This is a genomic window from Nocardioides sp. NBC_00850 (assembly GCF_045207335.1).
Lineage (GTDB): Bacteria > Actinomycetota > Actinomycetes > Propionibacteriales > Nocardioidaceae > Nocardioides.
This window is the reverse complement of sequence record NZ_CP108845.1, coordinates 3904265-3924003: the sequence shown is the minus strand read 5'-3', so window position 1 is coordinate 3924003 and position 19739 is coordinate 3904265. Positions and strand designations below refer to the sequence as shown.

Sequence of the window (19739 nt, the reverse complement as noted above, 5' to 3'; positions counted from 1 at the left end):
CGTGTTCTATACTAGCAGGTAGCCAGCGCGAGTCACTCTAATGCAGGCGCTTCAACAGACGGTGTCGGGCTTGGCGTCTAGGCTGGTGGTGTGGAGGGTTTCTGGACCCGGTTCCGTCTCGACCCGAGGCAGGCCGACAACGCACGCATGCGCGCCTCCGATGCCGATCGGGAGGTTGTGCGCGACGTTCTCGCCGATGCCTTCGCCGACGGCAGGCTGACCCGCGAGGAGCACGACGAGCGAATCGGCACCCTGCTCGAGGCCCGTACGCTCGGGGAACTGCCCGGGCTCGTGGACGATCTGGGGATCGTCGAACCCGCTCCCGGCGAACCCGGAGCGAACCTGCCCGAGACCCTCGGCTTCCGCGAGCAGGGCGCGGCCGCGTACCGCAAGGAGCTCCAGGAGGCGATCGCCACCTTCTTGATGGTCAGCCTCATCACCTGGGGTATCTGGCTGTTCACCGCAGCCCCTGACGGGCATCCGTGGCCGATCTACCCGATGCTGTTCCTGGTGGTGAACCTGGTCGGCACCGGCGTACGCCGCGAGGCGATCGTCCAGCGCGAGGTGCACCGCCTCGAGAAGAAGGCCGCCAAGAAGGCGGCGAAGAAGGCGGCCAAGGCCGAGATCGAGGCAGCCCCCGAGACAGCTGCCCCGATCCTCGACCCGCCGGCCCAGCCCGAAAAGGACCGGCCCGGCGATCCCACCTAAGCGCCCAGCTGCGGGTCGCTCACGGAGGGACGTCCGGTTTCCAGGTGGCCGGCGAACCCGCGTGCCCAGGTGGTGCCCGGGACGGTGAGGGTCAGGTCGTACCAGCCCCCGGTGGCGCGGGTGTCCAGGTGGCGGGAGCGGATCGGGCCGGCGTACGCACTGGTGATCTCGGCCTTGCGGGGCGCGGTCACGGTGAGTCGCTGCGAGCGGCCCTCCCGCCGCAGGTTCGCGGGCGCGGGGTCGGCGCCTGCGGTGCCGGTGTAGGAGCGGAAGAACCCGTTGGGCCCGTGCAGGTGGATCTCGTAGTCGCCGCTGACCGGCCAGCGCACCGAGAGGGTGTCGCCGGCGCCGACGGTGTAGCTGTGCGGCGCACCCTCCGGGGCGAGCAGCCGAGCCTGGAAGTGGGCGCCGACGCTGCCGGTGTTGTGGATCTCGACGGCGATCTCGCCGACGGCGGCGGTCTCGACGACCTCGAGCCGGTAGGGGGTCGGACGAGCCGGGCGGGTGCCGCGCTCCTGCGTCGGCATCGTCCCGTTCGCCGGCGCTTCCGGGGCGTAGTCCGGGTGACGCTCGCGGTCGGCGGGCTCCCACCCGCTCGTGTCAGGGAGCGCGGGCGGCTCGGCGGTGCGGGAGAAGTCGAAGGCCGAGGTCAGGTCACCACAGACGGCGCGACGCCAGGGCGTGATGTTGGGCTCGGCGACACCGAAGCGCTTCTCCATGAACCGCAGGATCGAGGTGTGGTCGAAGGTCTCCGAGGAGACCCAGCCGCCGACGCTCCACGGGGAGACGACGAACATCGGCACCCGCGGCCCGAGGCCGTAGTGGCCGTCGCCGTGGGAGCCGGTGTAGAGCTCGTTCTCGGTCGAGACGGTCGACTCCCCCGGCACCAGCGGGCTGTTGATGTGCGGCGGCACCAGGTGGTCGAAGAAGCCGTCGTTCTCGTCGTAGGTGATGAACAGCGCGGTCTTGGCCCACACCTCGGGGTTGGAGGTGAGCGCGTCGAGGACCTTGGCGATGTACCAGGCGCCGTAGTTCGTCGGCCAGTTCGAGTGCTCGGAGAACGCCTCCGGCGCCGCGATCCAGCTGACCGAGGGCAGGTTGTCGGCCTCGACGTCCGCACGCAGGATCTCGAAGTAGTCCTGGCCGTCGATCGCACGCGTGCCGGTGCGAGCCTTCTCGAAGAGCGGGTCTCCGGGCTGGGCGTCCTGGAACCTGTTGAAGTAGAGCAGCGAGTTGTCGCCGTAGTTGCCGATGTAGGCGTCCTTGGTCCAGCCCCACCAGTTGTCGCCCTCGGCGTTGAGGCCGGTGCCCTCGTCCTGGTAGACCTTCCAGCTGACCCCGGCCTTCTCGAGCCGCTCGGCGTAGGTGGTCCAGTCGTAGCCGGCCTCGTCGTTGTAGAGCACCGGCCCGCCGCCCTTGCCGTCGTTGCCGGTCCAGCCCGAGAGCATGTAGTAGCGGTTGGGGTCGGTGTTGCCGATGAAGGAGCAGTAGTAGGCGTCGCACACCGTGAACGCGTCGGCCAGCGCGAAGTGGAAGGCGGCGTCCTGCCGTTGGAGGTACGCCATCGTGGTGGTGCCCTTGGCCGGCACCCACTGGTCGTAGCGACCGCCGTTGATCGCCTGCTGGCCGTCGGTCCAGCCGTGCGGGAGGCCCTCGAGGAAGGCGGCGCCCAGGTCGTCGACCTCGGGGTGGAACGGGAGCAGCTCGCCGTCACCGTTCGGCTGGTGCCACACCGGCTTGCCCGAGGGCAGGATCGCCGGGTGCGGGTCGCCGAAGCCGCGTACGCCGCGCAGGGTGCCCAGGTAGTGCTCGAAGCTGCGGTTCTCCTGCATCAGGACGACCACGTGCTCGATGTCCCGGATCGTGCCGGTCCGGCGGGCGGCGGGGATGGAGGCGGCTCGCGCGATGCTCTGGTCGAGCATGGTCAGCGCGGCTGCGCCGCCGGCGAGACCTAGGAACCGACGACGATCGATGTCAACCACAGAAGCTCCTTGACGTGGGGGTGGACGGCCACCATCGCGGCTCAGATGTTCGCCGCGGCAACAGGTGACTGGTCGCCAGATGACCGGCGGGCGAAGAGTTCGCCGTCCGGGCGCAGCCGGCGGCGAAGCTGCGCGGTGACGTACGCGGCGACGACGAACATCACCAGGTCGGCCGCGATCAGCGCGAACAGCCAGGAGGCGTCGGCCGGTCCGTCGATCCGCTGCTGGATGTGGAGGTGGGCGACCATCGCCGAGACGATGAACCCGACGCTGGCATAGAGGGTGATGCGCAGATCCACTCCCTCTTCATCGACGCCGCGCACCCAGTGGCGGCCGACCCGCAGGATCGCGAGCGAGGTCAGCGCCGCGATCACCGGCAGGAACGGCACCGCGTAGCGGGCGTGGATCCAGCCGCCGCCGGCGTGGAACGAGGCCAGGTTGACGACGATGATCACGCAGTAGATCCCCATCAGCACCCGCACGGCCAGCTCGAGCCGGCGCTCCAGCGGCGTCTGCTCCGGCCCGGCGATCACGACGCGGCGCATCAGCCCGTCCGGTCTCGGCCGGGCCTTCGCGTTGACGTCGAGCACCATGCCGGTGACCGTGACGGCCAGCGTGGCCGCGGCGGCGAGGATCCAGATCTTCGGGATCACGTCATCGGCCCACAGCGAGCCGTACAGATGGAGGTAGAGCTCCGGGTTGACCAGCTGGAAGAGCGTGTCGCCGTGGGTCTGGCGGGAGAACTTCTCGAAGAGTGCCGCGGAGGCGGTCGCGTCGCCGTAGAGCACGATGTTGCGTACGTAGAACCAGCCGATCACCACCACCGGCGCCAGCCCGATCCGGATCGCCAGGACCACACCCCGGCGGAACGTACGCAGCGTCGGGTCGCGCAGCCACAGTGCGGCCAGCACGCAAGCGCCGAGCACGAGCACCACCACCAGGCCGGTCGAGCGGAAGCTGGCCGCCGCGACGCCGGCGACCGTCGCCCAGATCAGCCTGTCCCGGGTGACGCCCTCGCGGACCATCCGGAAGCCGAGCAGCAGGGTCAGCGAGGCGGCGACCGTGCCCCAGCCGTCGTTGTAGATCGCGCCCCCGTCGTAGGTCACCGCACCGCAGCCGAGCACCATCGCCGCGGAGAGCACCGGGACCACCCGACGTCTGGGCACCAGCTCGCGCGCCAGCAGCCCGACCAGGATGATGCTCAGCGCGTAGCCGAGCGCGTTGAGCAGCCGCATTCCGAGCAGGGTCACCCCGACGTTGCCGACGGCGTCGCCGAGCCAGACCAGCGGCAGGCTCATCACGTAGAAGAGCGGCGGGTGGTTGGCGACCCAGATGTCGCGGCGCGGCTCGTCGAGACCGAAGAGCGCCTCGGCGAACTGCGGGTAGCGCACCGGGTCGGCAGGTGTGTTCGTGTCGATCGTGGGCAGGACGCCCTGGGACAGCACGATGGCGTAGGCAGCGTGCTGCTTCTCGTCGGCCTTCAGCAGCGCCGGCATCCCGATCGCGTACTGCGCACTCATCGCGAAGCCGAGCACCCCGAGCAGGAGCAGGCATAAGGTCACCTGGGAGAGCGAGCGCGAGGGCGTGAGCACCTCGACAAGCTAGTGGGCCCAGACGTCGTTCAGCCGCCGTCGTGGTTTGCGCTCAGGTGACGAGTGGGCGAAAACTCTTCGCTCCCTATCGGGCCTAGCCTCGGTCGGCGACCATCGAGGAGCCAGAGGCGACCTGCTCCCTGGTCGTACGCCGCCGCACGTCGCGCCGGTGACGCCAGATCTGCACCACCCCGAGGCCCCAGAACAGGTACTGCACCGACATCGCCCAGCGGAACGCCTCCGGCGTGTAGGAGGTCGAGGCCCCCGGCGTACGCCAGTCGAGGATCCAGCCGACCAGCACGATCACGAGCAGCGCCGCGACGAAGCCGCCCTGGTTGATGATCCCGCTGGCGCTCGCCATCCGCGCGGGCGGGTTGCTGGTGCGGCCGACGTCGAAGCCGATCATCGAGGCGGGTCCGCCGAAGCCGACCACGGCCATCAGGAGCAGCAGCACCGGCAGCGGCGCCTCGCCCGGCCAGGCGAGCACGAGCGTCCACACCGACACCAGCGCGGCGATCATCGTCAGCGCCACCGTCGAGCGGTGCCACGGGTGGCGTCCGGCGAGGATGCCCATCACCGGACCAGCGGCCAGGGCGGCGACGACGGTGACCGAGAGCAGGGTGCCGGCGAGGGTGTCGGAGAGCCCTTCGGAGGTCACCAGGAACGGGAAGCCCCACAGCAGCCCCATCAGGTGGGAGCTGAACGGGGTGGAGAAGTGGATCCAGAACCCGAGGCGGGTGCCCGGCTGGTACCAGGACGCCATCAGGCTCCGGCTGAGCTCGCGCGGCTTGAGGGTGGTGCCTCGGCGGTGCCGGTCACCGGGTCCGTCGTGGACGAAGAGGCGCAGCAGCACGAGAAGCACCGGGCCGATCAACGCGGCCGTGAGGTAGGCCCGGGTCCAGCCGAGATGGCTCAGTGCCCACGTCATCGGGACCGCGGCCGCGATCGCGCCCAGCTGTCCGACGGTGCCGGTCAGCTGGCTGATCAGCGGCACCCGTCGACGCGGGAACCACGACGGGACCAGGCGCAGCACGCAGATGAACGTCATCGCGTCGCCCATCCCCACGAACGTACGTGCGAGCAGAGCCAGCGCGTAGGAGTCCGCGAACGCGAAACCCACCTGAGCGACCGCCAGGATCAGGGCACCCGCGGAGAGGACCGTACGCGAACCGAACCGGTCGACCAGCAGTCCGACCGGCACCTGCATGAGGGCATAGACGAGCAGCTGCAGCATGACGAAGGTCGCCAGCTGTCCGGCGCCGATCCCGAAGCGCTCCGTCGCCACCAGACCGGCCACCGCGAGGCTGCTGCGGTGGAAGACGGCCAAGCCGTAGACCGCGAGGGCGATACCCCACACGACCCATGCTCGTGTTGTCTGCTGGGGATCGTGCTCGTTCACATAGAGAGGCTACTTTGCCTGCTGGCCCGTCGAGGTACGGGCGTCCTGGCGTGGACGCGCGATCTCGGTCACAGGCGCGGCGAGAGTGCGGGGAGTGTCGAAGGTGCTCGGCCGCATCCGCCGGCGCAGCTCGGTGGCGACGTACGCGGCGACCGCGAACATCACCAGGTCGGCGGCCACCAGGGCGACGAGCGCGAAGGTGCTGCTGACCGGCCCGTCGACGTACTGCTCGGTGTCGAGGTGGCAGACCAGGCCGACGACCATGAAGGCCAGCGAGACACCCAGGCCGATACGCAGGTCGCGCGCCTCGTCGATCGCGGTGACGCCGGTGCGCGAGCCGGTCGGGATCCGCAGCGGCAGGAGCCGTCCCAGGCGCAGCGCGGCGATCCCGGCGCCGGCGGCGAGGAACGGCAGGAACGGCACCGCGTAGCGAGCATGGATCCAGCCGCCCCCGGCGATGAAGCCGGCGACGTTGACCAGGATCAGCAGGCAGTAGCCACCCAGGAGCGCCCAGATGGCCAGGTCCTGGCGGTGCTGCATCGTGCTCTGCGGGGCGAGCTGGATGCGCCGCAGGACTCCCGTACGACGCGGGTTGGCCTTCGCGGCGGCATCGAGCACCAGGCCGACCACGGTGAGCGTCAGCACGATGACGGCCGCCTGGCTCCAGGTGTTGGCGATGTTGCCGTCGGTCCACAGGCTGCCGAGCAGATGCCCGTAGAACTCCGGGTTGACCAGCTGGAACAGGGTGGTGCCGTTGGGCTCGCGCCCGAACTTCTCGAAGAGCGAGCCCGACGCGGTCGGGTCACCGTAGATCTGGATGTTGCGCACGTAGAACCAGCCGAACACGACCACCGGCGCCATCCCGATACAGGCCGCGATCCCGACAGCGCGCCAGAACGTACCGCGCAGGAACGTACGCAGCGACGGCTCCCGCAGCCACATGGCCACCAGCACGCAGACGCCGAGGAAGAGGACCGCGACCAGGCCGGTGGAGCGGAACCCGGCGGCCGCGACACCGACCGCGGCCGCGGCGATCAGGCGCTCGCGGGTCACTCCCCGGCGGATCATCCGGAACCCGAGATAGAGGGTCATGAACGCCGCCGCCGAGGACCAGCCGTCGTTGTAGATCCCGCCTCCCACGAAGGTCATCGCGCCGCAGCCGATGCACATCGCCGAGGCGATCACCGGCACCGCCGGGCGTCGTGGCACCAGCTCGCGCGCCAGCAGGCCGACCATGATCGTGGTCAATGCGAACCCGAGGGCATTGAGCAGCCGCATCCCGAGCAGCGTCAGGCCCGGCGATCCGACCGCGTCGCCGAGCCAGACCAGCGGCAGGCTCATCGCGTAGAACAGCGGCGGGTGGTTGGCGACCCAGATGTCGCGGTGAGCCTCATCGGCCCCGAACAGGCTCTCGGCCAGCTGCGGGTAGCGCGCCGGGTCGTCGGGGATGTCGGTGTCGATCGTCGGCAGAGTCCCCTGGGACAGCGCCACCGCGTACGCCGCATGGGCCCGCTCGTCGGCCTTGAACAGGGCCGGCATCGCGATCGCCACCTGGGCGCTCATCGCGAAGCCGAGCACACCCAGCAGCAGGACGCAGATCGTGGATTGGGACATCGAGACCCGTGGAACAGTCACGCCAACGACGGTAATCGCCGAAACTGACGAGACACACGAGCCACGGCTCACGGGCGGTGAACAGCACGCGACGGGAGGGTGAGCGAAGGTTGACGCAAAACTCGGTCGCATCGGTCCTTGACGGGCCGATAGCGTCCGGAGGTGTCATGACTACTTCACCGCAGCGGTCGTCGCCGCACCACATCGCCATGGTCGCCTCCCCCGCGATCAGCCATCTCCTGCCGAGTGTCGAGCTGATCAAGGAGCTGGTCGCGCGCGGCCACCGGGTCACCTACGCCACCCACGAGTCGATGTCCGACGCGATCAAGCCGACCGGGGCCGAGCTGGTTCCGGTGCCGACGGTGCTGCCCGTCGAGGACCGGCTCTGGCCCGAGGACCCGGTCGCCGGGATGGGCGTATTCCTCGATGACGCCATTCAGGTGCTCCCGCATCTGGAGGCGTTCTACGGAGCCGAGCCGGCCGACCTCTACCTCTACGACATCGGCGGCTATGCCGCCCGGGCTCTCGCGGAGAAGCAGCAGCGTCCGTTCGTGCAGCTCTCGCCGACGTTCGTCGCCTGGGACGGGTACGCCGAGGAGGTCGGTGCCCAGGTGCGGCAGCTGCCGGGCTACGGCGGCTACCTGGACCGGTTCCGGGCCTGGCTCGCGGACGCCGGGGCAAGCACTCGTGACCCGGAGACGTTCGCCGGGGCACCGAAGCGGGCCCTCGCCCTCATTCCGCGGGCGATGCAGCCCAACGCCGACAAGGTCGACGAGGAGGTCGTCACCTTCGTCGGACCGTGCTTCGCGCTCGACTCCGACGAGACCTGGACCCGCCCCGCCGGCGCCGATCGCGTCCTGCTGGTCTCCCTCGGCTCGGCCTACACCGCCGACGCGGGCTTCTTCCGCGCCTGCATCGAGGCGTACGCCGCCCTCCCCGGCTGGCACGTCGTGATGTCGATCGGCACCCAGCTCGACCCGGCCGACCTCGGCGACCTCCCCGGCAACGTCGAGGTCCACTCCTGGCTGCCGCAGCGCGCCGTCCTCGCCCGTGCCGACGCGTTCGTCACGCATGCCGGGATGGGTGGAAGCAGCGAGGGTCTGATGGCAGGCGTCCCCATGGTCGCCGTCCCACAGGCGGTCGACCAGTTCATGAACGCCGACCGTCTCGTCGAGCTCGGCGTCGCCCGCCGGATCGACGCCGAGGACGTCACTGCCGCTGCACTGCGTACGGCACTGCTCGAGCTGCTCGACGACCCCGACCGCGCCGCGCGCTCGGCTCAGCTGCGTGCCGACGCGATCGCCGAGGGCGGCACCAGTCGCGCCGCGGACCTGATCGAGTCCATGCTCGCTGGTTGATCCAGCACCCCGCTGGTCGAGGGCCACTTCGTTCAGACCCTCGGGTGAGCGAGCGGGTCGAGACCAACACGGTCCCATCGAGCGCCGATGGGACCGTGTTCGTCTCGACACGCCTTCGCCTAGCGGCTCCGGCGGCTCGACCAGCGGTTTTACTTCGTTGCTTCCATCATCTGCCTGAGTTCCTTCTTGAGGTCGGAGATCTCGTCGCGCAGACGGGCGGCGACCTCGAACTGGAGCTCGGCGGCGGCGCCCTTCATCTGCTCGGTGAGGTCGCCGATGAGCTGGGCCAGGTCGGAGGAGGGGAGGCCGACGAGGCCGCGCTCGCGGGCCTCGCGGGCGGCGTCGCCGAGCATCGGGGTCGGGGACTTGGCAGCGGTCTTGCCGGCGCGGCCCTTGGCCTCGGTGCCAGCCCAGGTGTTGAGCAGCTCTTGGGTGCTCTCCTCCTCGCGGGCGAGCATGTCGGTGATGTCGGCGATCTTCTTGCGCAGCGGCTGCGGGTCGATGCCGTTGGCCTCGTTGTAGGCCGTCTGGATCGCGCGGCGGCGGTTGGTCTCCTCGATCGCCGACTCCATGGAGGGGGTGATCTTGTCGGCGTACATGTGCACCTGACCGGAGACGTTTCGGGCCGCACGGCCGATGGTCTGGATCAGCGACTTGTCCGAGCGCAGGAAGCCTTCCTTGTCCGCGTCGAGGATCGAGACCAGCGACACCTCGGGAAGGTCGAGACCCTCACGGAGCAGGTTGATGCCGACCAGGACGTCGTACTCCCCCAGCCGCAGGTCGCGGAGCAGCTCGATCCGCTTGAGCGTGTCGACCTCGGAGTGGAGATATCGCGTGCGGATCCCGGCATCGAGGAGATAGTCGGTGAGGTCCTCGGACATCTTCTTGGTGAGCGTGGTGACCAGGACGCGCTCGTTCTTGGCGACCCGGTCGTTGATCTCGCCGATCAGGTCGTCGATCTGGCCCTTGGTCTGCTTGATGATCACCTCGGGGTCGATCAGGCCGGTCGGGCGGATGATCTGCTCGACCACATCAGGGTCGCCGCCGTCGCGGCTGACCAGGTCCAGCTCGTAGTTGCCCGGGGTCGCGGAGAGGTAGATCGTCTGGCCGATCCGCTCCAGGAACTCCTCCCACTTCAGCGGGCGGTTGTCCTGGGCGCTGGGCAGCCGGAAGCCGTGCTCGACCAGGTTTCGCTTGCGGGACATGTCGCCCTCGTACATCCCGCCGACCTGCGGGACCGCGACGTGGGACTCGTCGACAACGAGGACGAAGTCCTCCGGGAAGTAGTCGAGCAGACAGTTGGGCGCCGAGCCCCGCTCACGGCCGTCGATGTGCATCGAGTAGTTCTCGATCCCGGAGCAGGACCCGACCTGGCGCATCATCTCGATGTCATAGTTCGTACGCATCCGCAGCCGCTGCGCCTCGAGCATCTTGCCCTGCTTCTCGAAGGTGCTCAGCTGCTGGTCGAGCTCGGCCTCGATGCCGTTGATAGCGCGCTCCATGCGCTCGGGGCCGGCGACGTAGTGGGTCGCGGGGAAGACGTAGAGCTCCTGGTCCTCGGTGAGGACCTCTCCGGTGACGGCGTGCAGCGTCATCAGCCGTTCGATCTCGTCGCCGAAGAACTCGATCCGGACCGCGTGCTCCTCGTAGACCGGGAAGATCTCCAGGGTGTCGCCGCGCACTCGGAACGTGCCCCGGGTGAAGGAGAGGTCGTTGCGGGTGTACTGGATCTCCACCAGTCGCCGCAGGATCGAGTCGCGGTCGTGCTCCTCCCCCACCCGCAGCCGGAGCATCCTGTCGACGTACTCCTGCGGGGTGCCGAGGCCGTAGATGCAGGAGACGGTCGAGACCACGATGACGTCGCGCCTGGTCAGCAGCGAGTTGGTGGCCGAGTGGCGCAGCCGCTCGACCTCCTCGTTGATCGAGGAGTCCTTCTCGATGTAGGTGTCCGTCTGGGGGACGTACGCCTCAGGCTGGTAGTAGTCGTAGTAGGAGACGAAGTATTCGACCGCGTTGTCCGGGAAGAGCTGGCGCAGCTCGTTGGCGAACTGAGCGGCGAGGGTCTTGTTGGGCTGTAGCACCAGCAGCGGGCGCTGCAGCTGCTCGGCGGTCCAGGCGACCGTCGCCGTCTTTCCGGTGCCGGTCGCGCCGAGCAGGACGACGTCCTTGACGCCGCCCTCGATCCGCTTGGTGATCTCCGCGATCGCGGCGGGTTGGTCGCCCGAGGGCCGGTAGTCGGAGACCACCTTGAACGGGGCGACACGACGCTCGAGATCGGTGACAGGACGCATGACAACCAGGCTACGCGGGACCACCGACATTCGAGCCTGCGCCGTCGCGAGGAACGAGCGACGGCGCAACGCGAGAAGGTCGAGCGAGCGCAGCGGGTGAGCTTGCGAACCCGCGAAGCGGGTCGAGACCCGTGCTGTTTCCCGGAGCATCACCACGCGGCCGCCAGGCGAGCGGGAGGAGCAGGGCAGCGAGCGCACAGAATGCGCCAACTAGAAGAATGACGTACGGCACCGGTCGGATCTCGGGAAGCATGAGATCGACCCCGAGACGGATCTGGGTGCGCACCCAGACGGCGAAGGTGGCGGCCGCCATCCCCACCAGGAACGCCGAGATCAGCACTGCCGCGATCTCCTCACGCCGACGGATCTCGCCCCACGGCAGCGCGTCGACGATGGCCAGCAGGCCGACCGAGAGCACGATCGCTACCAGCGGCATGATCGTCATCAGGTAGCGCTCGTGCGGGTTGCCGCCGCCGGAGCGGAACTGGGCGAGGTTGACGATGATGACGAAGGCGTGCGCGATCAGCACGAGCAGACCGACGGTCGCCACCGAGGGGACTCGGGGAGCGCTGACGACGAGACCCCGCTCGCGACCGTGGTCCCGCAGACGCGCGACGACCCCCAGGGCCAGTCCGAGCAGAGCGACGAAGGTGATGGCGTCGATCACCCAGTGCAGCGACGTGCCGCGCAGCTGGATCGGCACCCACAGGTGGTCGTACCAGCCGTGCCAGAAGCGCGGCGCGGTCATCACCTCGAACCAGGTGTCGACCTGCACCCGCTGGTAGCGCTCCAAGAGCGCCGAGCTCGCGGTCGCATCGCCGTAGAGCACGATGTTGCGTACGTAGAACCAGCCGATCGCCAGGCCGGGCACCCCGGTGGCGATCGCGGTCAGCCAGGTCGCCCGGAGGAAGCCCTTCCAGGTGCGGTCGCGAAGCAGCAGCGTCACCCCGAGCGCGGCACCGCACATGATCACCGTGATCACGCCGGGCGCCTTCGTCGCGGCGGCCAGGGTGCCGGCGACAGCCATCACGATCATCCGGTTCCGGGTGACCCCGAGGCGGAGGATGCGCAGGGTCGCGAGCACGGTCAGCGACGAGGCCGCCACCGCCATGCTGTCGTTCATGATGAACCCCGCCGCGATCGCCAGCACCGCCGGCGAGGCCGTGATCGCGGTGGCGAGCATCGCGGCGGCCGGGCGCCGTGGGGTGACCTCGAAGGCGATCAGCCCGACCAGGAACACCAGCACCGCGTACGCCAGAGCGCTCATCGCCCGCATCCCGGCGATCAGCACCTGCGGGCTGTCGAGCGCGTCGGCGAGGGCGACCCATGGCGCGCCGAGGAGGTAGTAGAGCGGCGGGTGGTTGGCGGTCCAGATCAACCGGTGGCGATCGAACTCCTCCCGGTTCGCGCCCCGGGTGATCTGCGGGAAGCGGTCCCGATCGTGCGCCACAGGCGTGTCGATCGTGGGCAGGTCGCCCGCGTGGAGCGAGATGGCGTACGAGGCGTTCGGGCCCTCGTCACGCGCGTGGTACGACAGCGCCTGGGTGGTGGCGACGTAGAGGCTCATCGAGGCCGCGAACGCGGCCAGCAGGGCGAGCACCGTGACCAGTCTGGCCGACGGCCTGGCGGGCGCGTCCGTCGGCTCGGCGCTCAGCACCGCAGCGGCATGGCTCATCACATGGCTCCCGTGGTCGGACGGCGTCATGAGCCGCACCCCCGTGAGCTCGCGTCGAACCGTAGGACACCTCGATGGAGCAGTGGTGGACGCCGTGCGGAATCAGAGGGTGAACGCCTGGCGAACCTCGTCCTCCGTCAGCCCGTAGTCGGCCAGGCTGTAGGCGTGCTTGGGCCGGGCGCTCCCCGAACGCGACTCGGCGTCGATGCGGGAGACCTCGGCTCGCGCCGCGTCGCTCCAGGGGATGTCGAAGTGGGCGTAGATGTTCTCGACGGTGCCGACCGGGTCCTTGACGAACCCGCGGTAGTCGACGTCGAGGAACTGCGCCGGGTCGTACCGCTTCCGGGTCTCACCGAAGGAGCGCCACGAGCGGGAGAGCATCTCGAGCTGGGTCTGGCCGATGGTCTCCCCGACGAACGTGGTCGACATGCCAGTGGTCGCCTCGGCGGAGAGCGAGCAGCCGGAGGCGACCGAGACGACCGGGTCGCGGTGGGTGACCACCACGAGCGCGTCCGGGTAGACCTCCATCAGCGCCTCGAGGGCGACCAGGTGCGAGGGGTTCTTGAGCACCCACCGCTTGTCGGTGTCGTTGAGCCCGATGAGCTGCAGGGTGCGGCGGTGCAGCTCGTACGCATCGCGCCAGTCCTGCTTCGCCAGCCAGGCCGAGTAGCGCGGGACGTGGGCCAGCGACTCGAACGAGATCGACTTGCCGCTCTGGCGCAGCACCCTCCAGCACTCCTCGACGCTGGTGGCGTCCATGTAGTGGATCCCCATGAACTCGGGGTTGGTGACGTGGTGCTGCCGGTAGGCGCCCTGCAGGGCGTTGAAGACCGGGTCCTGCGCCCAGGTCTCGCGCGGAGGTCGTGGCTGGGGGAACTCGGTCAGCCAGGTCTCCAGACCCTGGTGCGCGGGGTCGGCGGCCAGGAGCCGGTGCAGGGCGGTGGTGCCGGTGCGGACGAGGCCGGTGACGAAGATCGGACGCTCGATGCGTACGTCCTGGTGCTGGGGGAACTCCGCGAGCCGGGCCTGCGTCATGAGCCGGCCCACGAGGGCCGACTTCACCTGGGACCGATGGAAGTAGTTGCCGACCGGGGTCAGCCCGGCCTCGGGCGAGGCGAGGTCCTCGACCAGGAGCCGAAGCCCCTCCTCGTGGTCGGTCCCGCCGAAGGTGCTCAGCCCGGTGGTGCGGACAGCGGCGGCGCAGATGTCCTCGTACGTCCCGACATCCGCCCGCTCACGGGGCGCCGCCTCAGTCATGGAACTCCCCGCAGTCCACGTTGAGCACCGTCCCGGTGACCGCGGAGGCCAGATCGCTGCCCAGGAACAGCGCCGCCCGGGCGACCTCCTCGGGGGTGGCGAGGCGCTTCAGGTCGGTGGGAGCGGCCTTCTCGGCGTACACCTCCTCGTGGGTACGCCCCGACTCCGAGGCCATCCAGTCGAAGTAGGCCTTGTTGACGTCCTCGTAGATGTAGGACGGCGCGACGGAGTTGACCCGGATGCCGCGCGGGCCGAGCTCGGTGGCCAGCGAGGAGGCCAGATGGGCGAGGGCGCCCTTGGAGAGCTTGTAGCCCGCGAACTCCGGCTGGCTCTGGTAGAGCACCGCGGAGTTGATCATCACGATCGCGCCACCCGGCTTGTCCGGGGTGGCCGCGAGCGTGTCGGCGAAGAGCGCCGATAGCCGAAGCGGGGCGTACACGTTGGACTCCTGGGCCAGCCGGAGCGCGTCGAGCGGGATCTGGGTGAGCGGATCCATCGGCGGGATGCCGAAGGCGTTGTTGAGGAGCACGTCGACGTGCCCGAACTCCTCCAGCGCGGCGTCGACCAGGTGTCGGCGCGCATCCTCGTCGGTGATGTCGGTCGGCACCACCAGCGCACGTCGTCCATGCTCCTCGATGACGCCGGCCATCTTCTGCAGTCGCTTCTCGGTGCGGCTGGCGAGCACCAGGTCGGCGCCCATCAGCGCAGCCTGCTCGCCCAGCGAGCGGCCGAGGCCGGGGCCGACCCCCGAGAGCACGACGACCTTGCCATCCAGGAGTCCAGTCATGGCGCCTAGACTAGAACGTGTTTCACTTTTGCGGAAGGGGTCAGGTCGGGAAGCTGAACCTGGCGACCTCGTCGACCCAGGCGGCGTACGCCCCGACCTCCTGCGGCACCTGCTGAGCCCTGACGAGGTCGGCGTGGGCACGGAGCACACGGGACCAGTCGGCGCACGAGCCACAGGTGGCCCGCCCGCAGCCCGCGGTGTGCTCGCGCGCGACCTTCTCGAGCAGCTTCCGGAACGTCGTCCCGTCTTCGCCCGCCGCCAGCGACTCGACGACGGCCCCGAGCACCTGGACGGCCTGCGCCGGCGCCCCGACCAGGATCGCCATCAGGATCCCGAGGGCTTGGTGGCCGGCCGGCTCGGTGCTCACGCTCGCCACCGGGGCCGTGCGCGCCAGCCGATAGACCGCGAGCAGCTTCCGGGCCGCTCCGGGCGTCGGGCAGAACCTGGCCAGCTCGCTCGCGAACAGCGCCTCGCCCGGGGTCATCTCGAAGCTCTCGACCGGACTGGTACGCCCGGTCCGATCGCCCGTGCCGGCGGCCAGCGCGGCCGGCCACGACGGCACCGCCTGACGCATCAGCGACCGCATGAACCGCACCGCGGGGTCACCCGCGAACGCCCGCAGCCCGAACGGCACGTCGAAGACCCGGGAGAGGTACGCCGCGGGCTCCGCCACTCGGCCCCCGATCGCTCGACGCAGCGTCTGGGCGTCCACGGCCGCCACAACCGCGACACCCTCCTGGCTGCTCAGCTCGTCGATCGCCTGCAGCACCCCGGCCGCCGTGGCCGGGTCGCACCTGTCCAGGTCGTCGACGTAGACGATGGTGCGGCTCGCCACCGGCCCTCTCGGCGAGCCGGCCGGCGGGCGCGGCGGTGGTCCGGGCGGGGCTGCCCGCAGCGCTGCCTCGTAGGCCGCGACCTCACGGTCCATGGCCGCCAGGGCCATCGTGGTGCTCATCGGCTGCGCGCGCCGCTTCCCGCGGTGCCCGTCGTCCTCCGGTACGCCCGCGAGCGCGGCCCGCAGCTCGGCGGTCCGCCGCTGTGCGGCCTGATGCTTCGCCACCAGCGGCGGCGGCTCGCTCTTCCCGGCGCTCCGCACACTCTCGAGCACCGCGCCCGCCACGTCTCCCTCGGCGTACTGGCGGGCGTCGATACGTACGTGGGTGGTGCGGGCGGGGTAGGTCTCGTCGTTCTCGGCGAGCCACTCGATGCGCTCCTGGACCTTCCGCAGGAAGGTCGACCGGCCGCTGCCGGGCTGTCCCTGGACGGCGACCGAGATCGGGAGCTGGGTGCGCGCGGAGGCGAGCAGGCGGGCCAGCCGGTCGACGTCGGCCCGGTGTCCGAGGACGTCGTCGTCGGTCTGGTCGAGCACCGGCGCGGGGGCGATCACGGGTGCCGCCACCGGCTCGATCACGGGCTCGATCACGGGCTCGATCACAGGGCCGGTGACGATCGGCACCTCGGCCGTGTCCCCCGCCCCCGGCGACTCGGTCGGCGACACGACCGGGTCCGGAGCGACCTCGGCGACCTCGATCACATCGTCCCGAGGCTCGGACATGTCCGCGAGCGGCGTGACCGTCAGCCCGAGCTCCTCCTCGACCGCCTGGAGAGCCTTGGCGAAGTCGGCGGCACTCCAGTGCCGTCCGGCCCGGCGCTTGAACATCGCCTTGCGCAGCGCCTCGTCGAACGACGCCGGGACGTCGTCGCGCTCGATGGGCAGCGGGTCGTACTCCCGGATCCGCTCCGACAGCGCCGCGGGGGCGTTGCCACCGCCCGGCCCCTCGAACGGCGTACGTCCCGCCAACAGCGTGTAGCAGGTCGCGGCCAGGCTCCAGATGTCCGCCCAGCCGCTCGGCTCGGGCGGATCGGAGAGCATCTCCGGAGCCATCCACGGCAGCGAGGTCGAATCGGTGCCGCCGGGGCGCCCGGCCGAGGAGAGACCTCCGAAGCCGACCAGCTGCGGCTCACCGCCACTGGTCAGCAGGATGTTGGCCGGCTTGACGTCGCCGTGCAGGATCCCGTGCCGAGCGGCGACGTCGAGCGCGCCCGCGATCTTGATCGTGATGCTCAAGGCCTCGGCGACCGAGAGCCGCTCGCGCTGCCAGCGGGCCTGCAGATCGCCCCCGGCGCGATGATCCATCACCACGAAGCACCGGTCGTCGTCACTGACGCCGACAGCGTGCAGCGGCAGCACATGGGGATGGGCGGCGAGCTCGGCGACCTCCTTGGTCTCCTTGGCGAGCGCGTCCTGGGTCTCGCCGCTGAGCCGGTCGTTCCAGACCTTGACGACGACGTCGACCTTCTCCTGCGGCCACTCGTAGAGGAAGACCTCGGAGGAGCCGCCTGCGCCGATCAGCCGACGATGACGGAAGCCCGGGATCGTCGGTGGCTCGTGGTGGGGACTGGCCATGGGCGGCAAGCATAGGCGTCCTACGCCTTCGCGTCGCGCCCCCTCCTCAGCTGAATTGAATGGCTTCGGGCTTACCGCTTCAGCTAAGCATCCTGCGCGCAACCGACCGCTGACGTGCAGTGATCCGCTCGGCATACCCCCCGGGGCTCAACGTCTCGGTGTGCGGCAGCAGGTCGCGTACGTCATCCATGGCCACCTTGTGCACCACGGGCCCGTCGGCGGCAGTGAGGTCGCGTTCGAGCCGCTGCCAGCGCAGCATCAGCGAGCCGGTGCGGTGGCCGGTGGTCTCGAGCCAGTTCGCGATCGGCTTGCCATCCAGGGGTGGGTGCTCGGAGATCACGAAGCGCATCACGCCGTCGGGATCGGTGACGGCCTGGGCCTTGGTGAGGCTGGTCTGGTGGGTCTCGTAGTCGGTCGAGGCGTACCAGTCGGAGCCGACCTGGATGCCCTGGTAGCTGCAGTCGTCACAGCGCGGTACCTCCACCACGAGCGCCTCGTCCTCGGCCAGCTCGTAGTGACCGATCGAGGAGAACTGCGACTCCAGCCCGCCCGGCGTCCGGGCCGGGAAGGTGAGGGTGTTGACCGGCTCCTTGTACTGGAAGAACTGGGGGAAGGCGAACCAGGTCTGTATCGAGCCGGTCAGCGACCGGGCGGCGACCTCGTACTTCTTCCGGAGCAGCTCCTGGGTGAGCGGGCGGCGCGGCCGGCCGAGGGTGTCGGGGCGCTCGATGGTGATCGTGCCGCGGGTCTCGGTGTCCCAGTCGTTGAAGACCTCGCGCACGATCAGGGTCTTCGCGCCCGGCTCGGCGGTGTAGGTGAACTCGAAGGACCCGTTGTCGTCGAGCTGGAGCTTGCGGTCGTCGAACGCCATCAGGCTGGTCGCGGCGGAGTCCGCGGTGTAGGCGCCGCCCATCACCTGGAAGGAGAGGTCGGCGCTCGTCCCGCGCCGCCCGCGGACGACGTACTCGACGCCCTCTCGCAGGTAGGCGTTGAAGTAGATGGCGTCGGGGTTGTCGAGACCCTGCTTGGAGAACTGGTGGGTCGGATTCACGAAGAGCGGCTGCTCGAGGTCGTAGTCGAACGCCGTCTGCATCGCCATCCGGATCCGGCCGGAGAGATACTCATATCCCTCGAGCCGGTCTGCCTCGGTGCGGATGAACTGCGCGTTCGCGATCAGCTCCTCCGCCTCCGCGATCGCCCGCTGCAGCGGCTCGGTCAGGCCGTACGCCGCGCTCTGTTCGGTCACTGTGCAGCCTTCGCGATGATGTTCTCCCCGTACCACTCCAGGTGCTTGATCTTCTTCTCCAGCGGCTCGGGGTCGGCGCCCTTCACATACGGGTCGCGGAATCCGACGATGCAGTCGGTGACGCCCTTGTCCTCGAGCCGCTTGATCCCGTCGAGGTCGTACGCGTCGTAGCTGATCACGTGGACCTCGAAATCGTCCCGGGTGTCACCCTCCTCGCGCCGGATCTCGGCGAGGCGGACCAGGAGGCGGTCGAGCTCCTCACCGTCGCCGCCGGCGTGCATCCAGCCGTCGCCCTTGAGGACCGCTCGGCGCAGTGCGGCGTCGGCGTGACCGCCGACGAGGAGCGGGATCTTCTCGGTCGGCGCGGGGCGCTGCTGGAGCGGGGCGAACTCGTAGAACTCGCCCTCATAGCCGAAGAAGTCGCCGGAGGGATCGGTGAGGCCGCGCAGGATGTCCATGCACTCGTCCATCCGCTTGCCGCGGCGCTTCCAGTCGACGCCGAGGGCGGCGAAGTCCTCCGGCCACGGGGACAGGCCGACGCCGAGTCCGAGCCGGTTGCCGGAGAGGAAGGCGAGGCTCGAGGCCTGCTTGGCGGCCAGCACCGGCGGGCGTACGGGCAGCTTCACCACGAACGGCGTCAGGCGCAGCGTCGTGGTCACCGCGAAGAGATGGGCGCACAGGATGAACGCCTCGATGAACTCCTTGCCCTGCAGGAACTCCCGGTCGCCGGTATCGGTGTAGGGATAGGTGGAGTCGGACTCCTCGGGATAGATCAGGCTGTCGGCCACCGTCATGCTGGTGTAGCCGGCGGCCTCCGCCGCTTGGGCGAGCGGTGCGTAGTAGTCGGCCTGCGTCATTGCCTCGGCATAGGTGAAGCGCATGTGCCAACACTAGAACGCGTTCTAAGTTTCTGCCAGAGTGTTCGTCATGTCGCCTTCTCTCGAACGTCCCGCAGGCCTCGACTCGCCGCTGACGGCGAGATTCATCAAGTACGCCGCCCGCGCCAACACCGCGCTGTTCAAGCTGACCAACGGCCGGATCGGCGGCACGTGGCGGGTGATGGCCGGCTGGCGCAAGCCCGCTCCGGTCCTACTGCTCGAGCACATCGGCCGCAAGTCGGGCCGCACCTTCACCACTCCCCTGCTGTTCATGCGCTCGGGCTCCGATCTCGTGGTCGTCGGCTCCCAGGGCGGGCTTCCGAAGGACCCGCAGTGGGTCGCCAACCTGCGCGCTCAGCCCGACGTGGCGGTCCGCGTCCCTCGTCGCGGGCGCCGGCTCGTCCGGGCACGCGTCGCCGACTCCGAGGAGCGGGCCGCGCTGTGGCCGCGGCTGCTGGAGACGTACGCCGACTTCGAGACCTACCAGACCTGGACGGACCGGGAGATCCCGGTCATCGTCCTCTCGCCCCGCTGAAGGAGAGACA

General features: G+C 69.7%; 14 protein-coding genes. 3 read left to right on the top strand and 11 right to left on the bottom strand.

Annotation, left to right across the window (positions count from 1 at the left end):
* Positions 1–90 precede the first annotated feature (90 nt).
* Positions 91–708 (top strand): DUF1707 domain-containing protein, encoded by a 618-nt coding sequence (locus OH802_RS19020; protein WP_406021035.1) that lies wholly within the window; start codon positions 91–93, stop codon positions 706–708.
* On the opposite strand, the gene OH802_RS19015 is transcribed toward OH802_RS19020, so the two are convergent.
* The 4 genes from OH802_RS19015 to OH802_RS19000 form a co-directional block, all read right to left on the bottom strand.
* Complete coding sequence (locus OH802_RS19015) at positions 705–2690, bottom strand: phosphocholine-specific phospholipase C (RefSeq protein WP_406021033.1); 1986 nt, start codon at positions 2688–2690, stop codon at positions 705–707. The genes OH802_RS19020 and OH802_RS19015 overlap by 4 nt on opposite strands.
* Positions 2691–2731: 41 nt before the next feature.
* Positions 2732–4282: an ArnT family glycosyltransferase gene (locus OH802_RS19010; protein ID WP_406021031.1), complete on the bottom strand. Its 1551-nt coding sequence runs from the start codon at positions 4280–4282 to the stop codon at positions 2732–2734.
* A gap of 94 nt (positions 4283–4376) precedes the next feature.
* A complete protein-coding gene (locus OH802_RS19005; protein WP_406021029.1) occupies positions 4377–5681 on the bottom strand; it encodes a nitrate/nitrite transporter in 1305 nt (434 codons plus the stop codon).
* A gap of 9 nt (positions 5682–5690) precedes the next feature.
* A complete protein-coding gene (locus tag OH802_RS19000) occupies positions 5691–7316 on the bottom strand; it encodes an ArnT family glycosyltransferase (protein WP_406021027.1) in 1626 nt (541 codons plus the stop codon).
* A 146-nt stretch (positions 7317–7462) separates the two neighbouring features.
* Between OH802_RS19000 and OH802_RS18995 the strand changes: the two genes are divergently transcribed.
* Positions 7463–8653 (top strand): macrolide family glycosyltransferase, encoded by a 1191-nt coding sequence (locus OH802_RS18995; protein WP_406021025.1) that lies wholly within the window; start codon positions 7463–7465, stop codon positions 8651–8653.
* A gap of 149 nt (positions 8654–8802) precedes the next feature.
* Here the strand turns inward: OH802_RS18995 and uvrB are convergent, their stop codons facing one another.
* From uvrB to OH802_RS18960, 7 genes are all read right to left on the bottom strand, one after another.
* Positions 8803–10944, bottom strand: a complete 2142-nt coding sequence (gene uvrB / locus OH802_RS18990; RefSeq protein WP_406021023.1) for an excinuclease ABC subunit UvrB — start codon at positions 10942–10944, stop codon at positions 8803–8805.
* 10 nt (positions 10945–10954) lie between these two features.
* Positions 10955–12649: a phospholipid carrier-dependent glycosyltransferase gene (locus OH802_RS18985; protein ID WP_406021021.1), complete on the bottom strand. Its 1695-nt coding sequence runs from the start codon at positions 12647–12649 to the stop codon at positions 10955–10957.
* A gap of 72 nt (positions 12650–12721) precedes the next feature.
* Entirely contained in the window at positions 12722–13876 is a 1155-nt protein-coding gene (locus tag OH802_RS18980) for a sulfotransferase family protein (RefSeq protein ID WP_406021019.1), read from the bottom strand.
* Entirely contained in the window at positions 13869–14663 is a 795-nt protein-coding gene (locus OH802_RS18975) for an SDR family oxidoreductase (RefSeq protein ID WP_406021017.1), read from the bottom strand. Before OH802_RS18975 ends, OH802_RS18980 begins: the two co-directional genes overlap by 8 nt.
* A 40-nt stretch (positions 14664–14703) precedes the next feature.
* Positions 14704–17070, bottom strand: a complete 2367-nt coding sequence (locus OH802_RS18970) for a serine/threonine protein kinase (RefSeq protein WP_406021015.1) — start codon at positions 17068–17070, stop codon at positions 14704–14706.
* A 79-nt stretch (positions 17071–17149) separates the two neighbouring features.
* Positions 17150–18316, bottom strand: a complete 1167-nt coding sequence (locus OH802_RS18965) for a hypothetical protein (protein ID WP_406021013.1) — start codon at positions 18314–18316, stop codon at positions 17150–17152.
* A complete protein-coding gene (locus OH802_RS18960; RefSeq protein WP_160023369.1) occupies positions 18313–19197 on the bottom strand; it encodes a TIGR03619 family F420-dependent LLM class oxidoreductase in 885 nt (294 codons plus the stop codon). Before OH802_RS18960 ends, OH802_RS18965 begins: the two co-directional genes overlap by 4 nt.
* A 46-nt stretch (positions 19198–19243) precedes the next feature.
* On the opposite strand from OH802_RS18960, the gene OH802_RS18955 reads away from it, so the two are divergent.
* Complete coding sequence (locus tag OH802_RS18955) at positions 19244–19729, top strand: nitroreductase/quinone reductase family protein (RefSeq protein WP_406021010.1); 486 nt, start codon at positions 19244–19246, stop codon at positions 19727–19729.
* Positions 19730–19739: the final 10 nt, after the last annotated feature.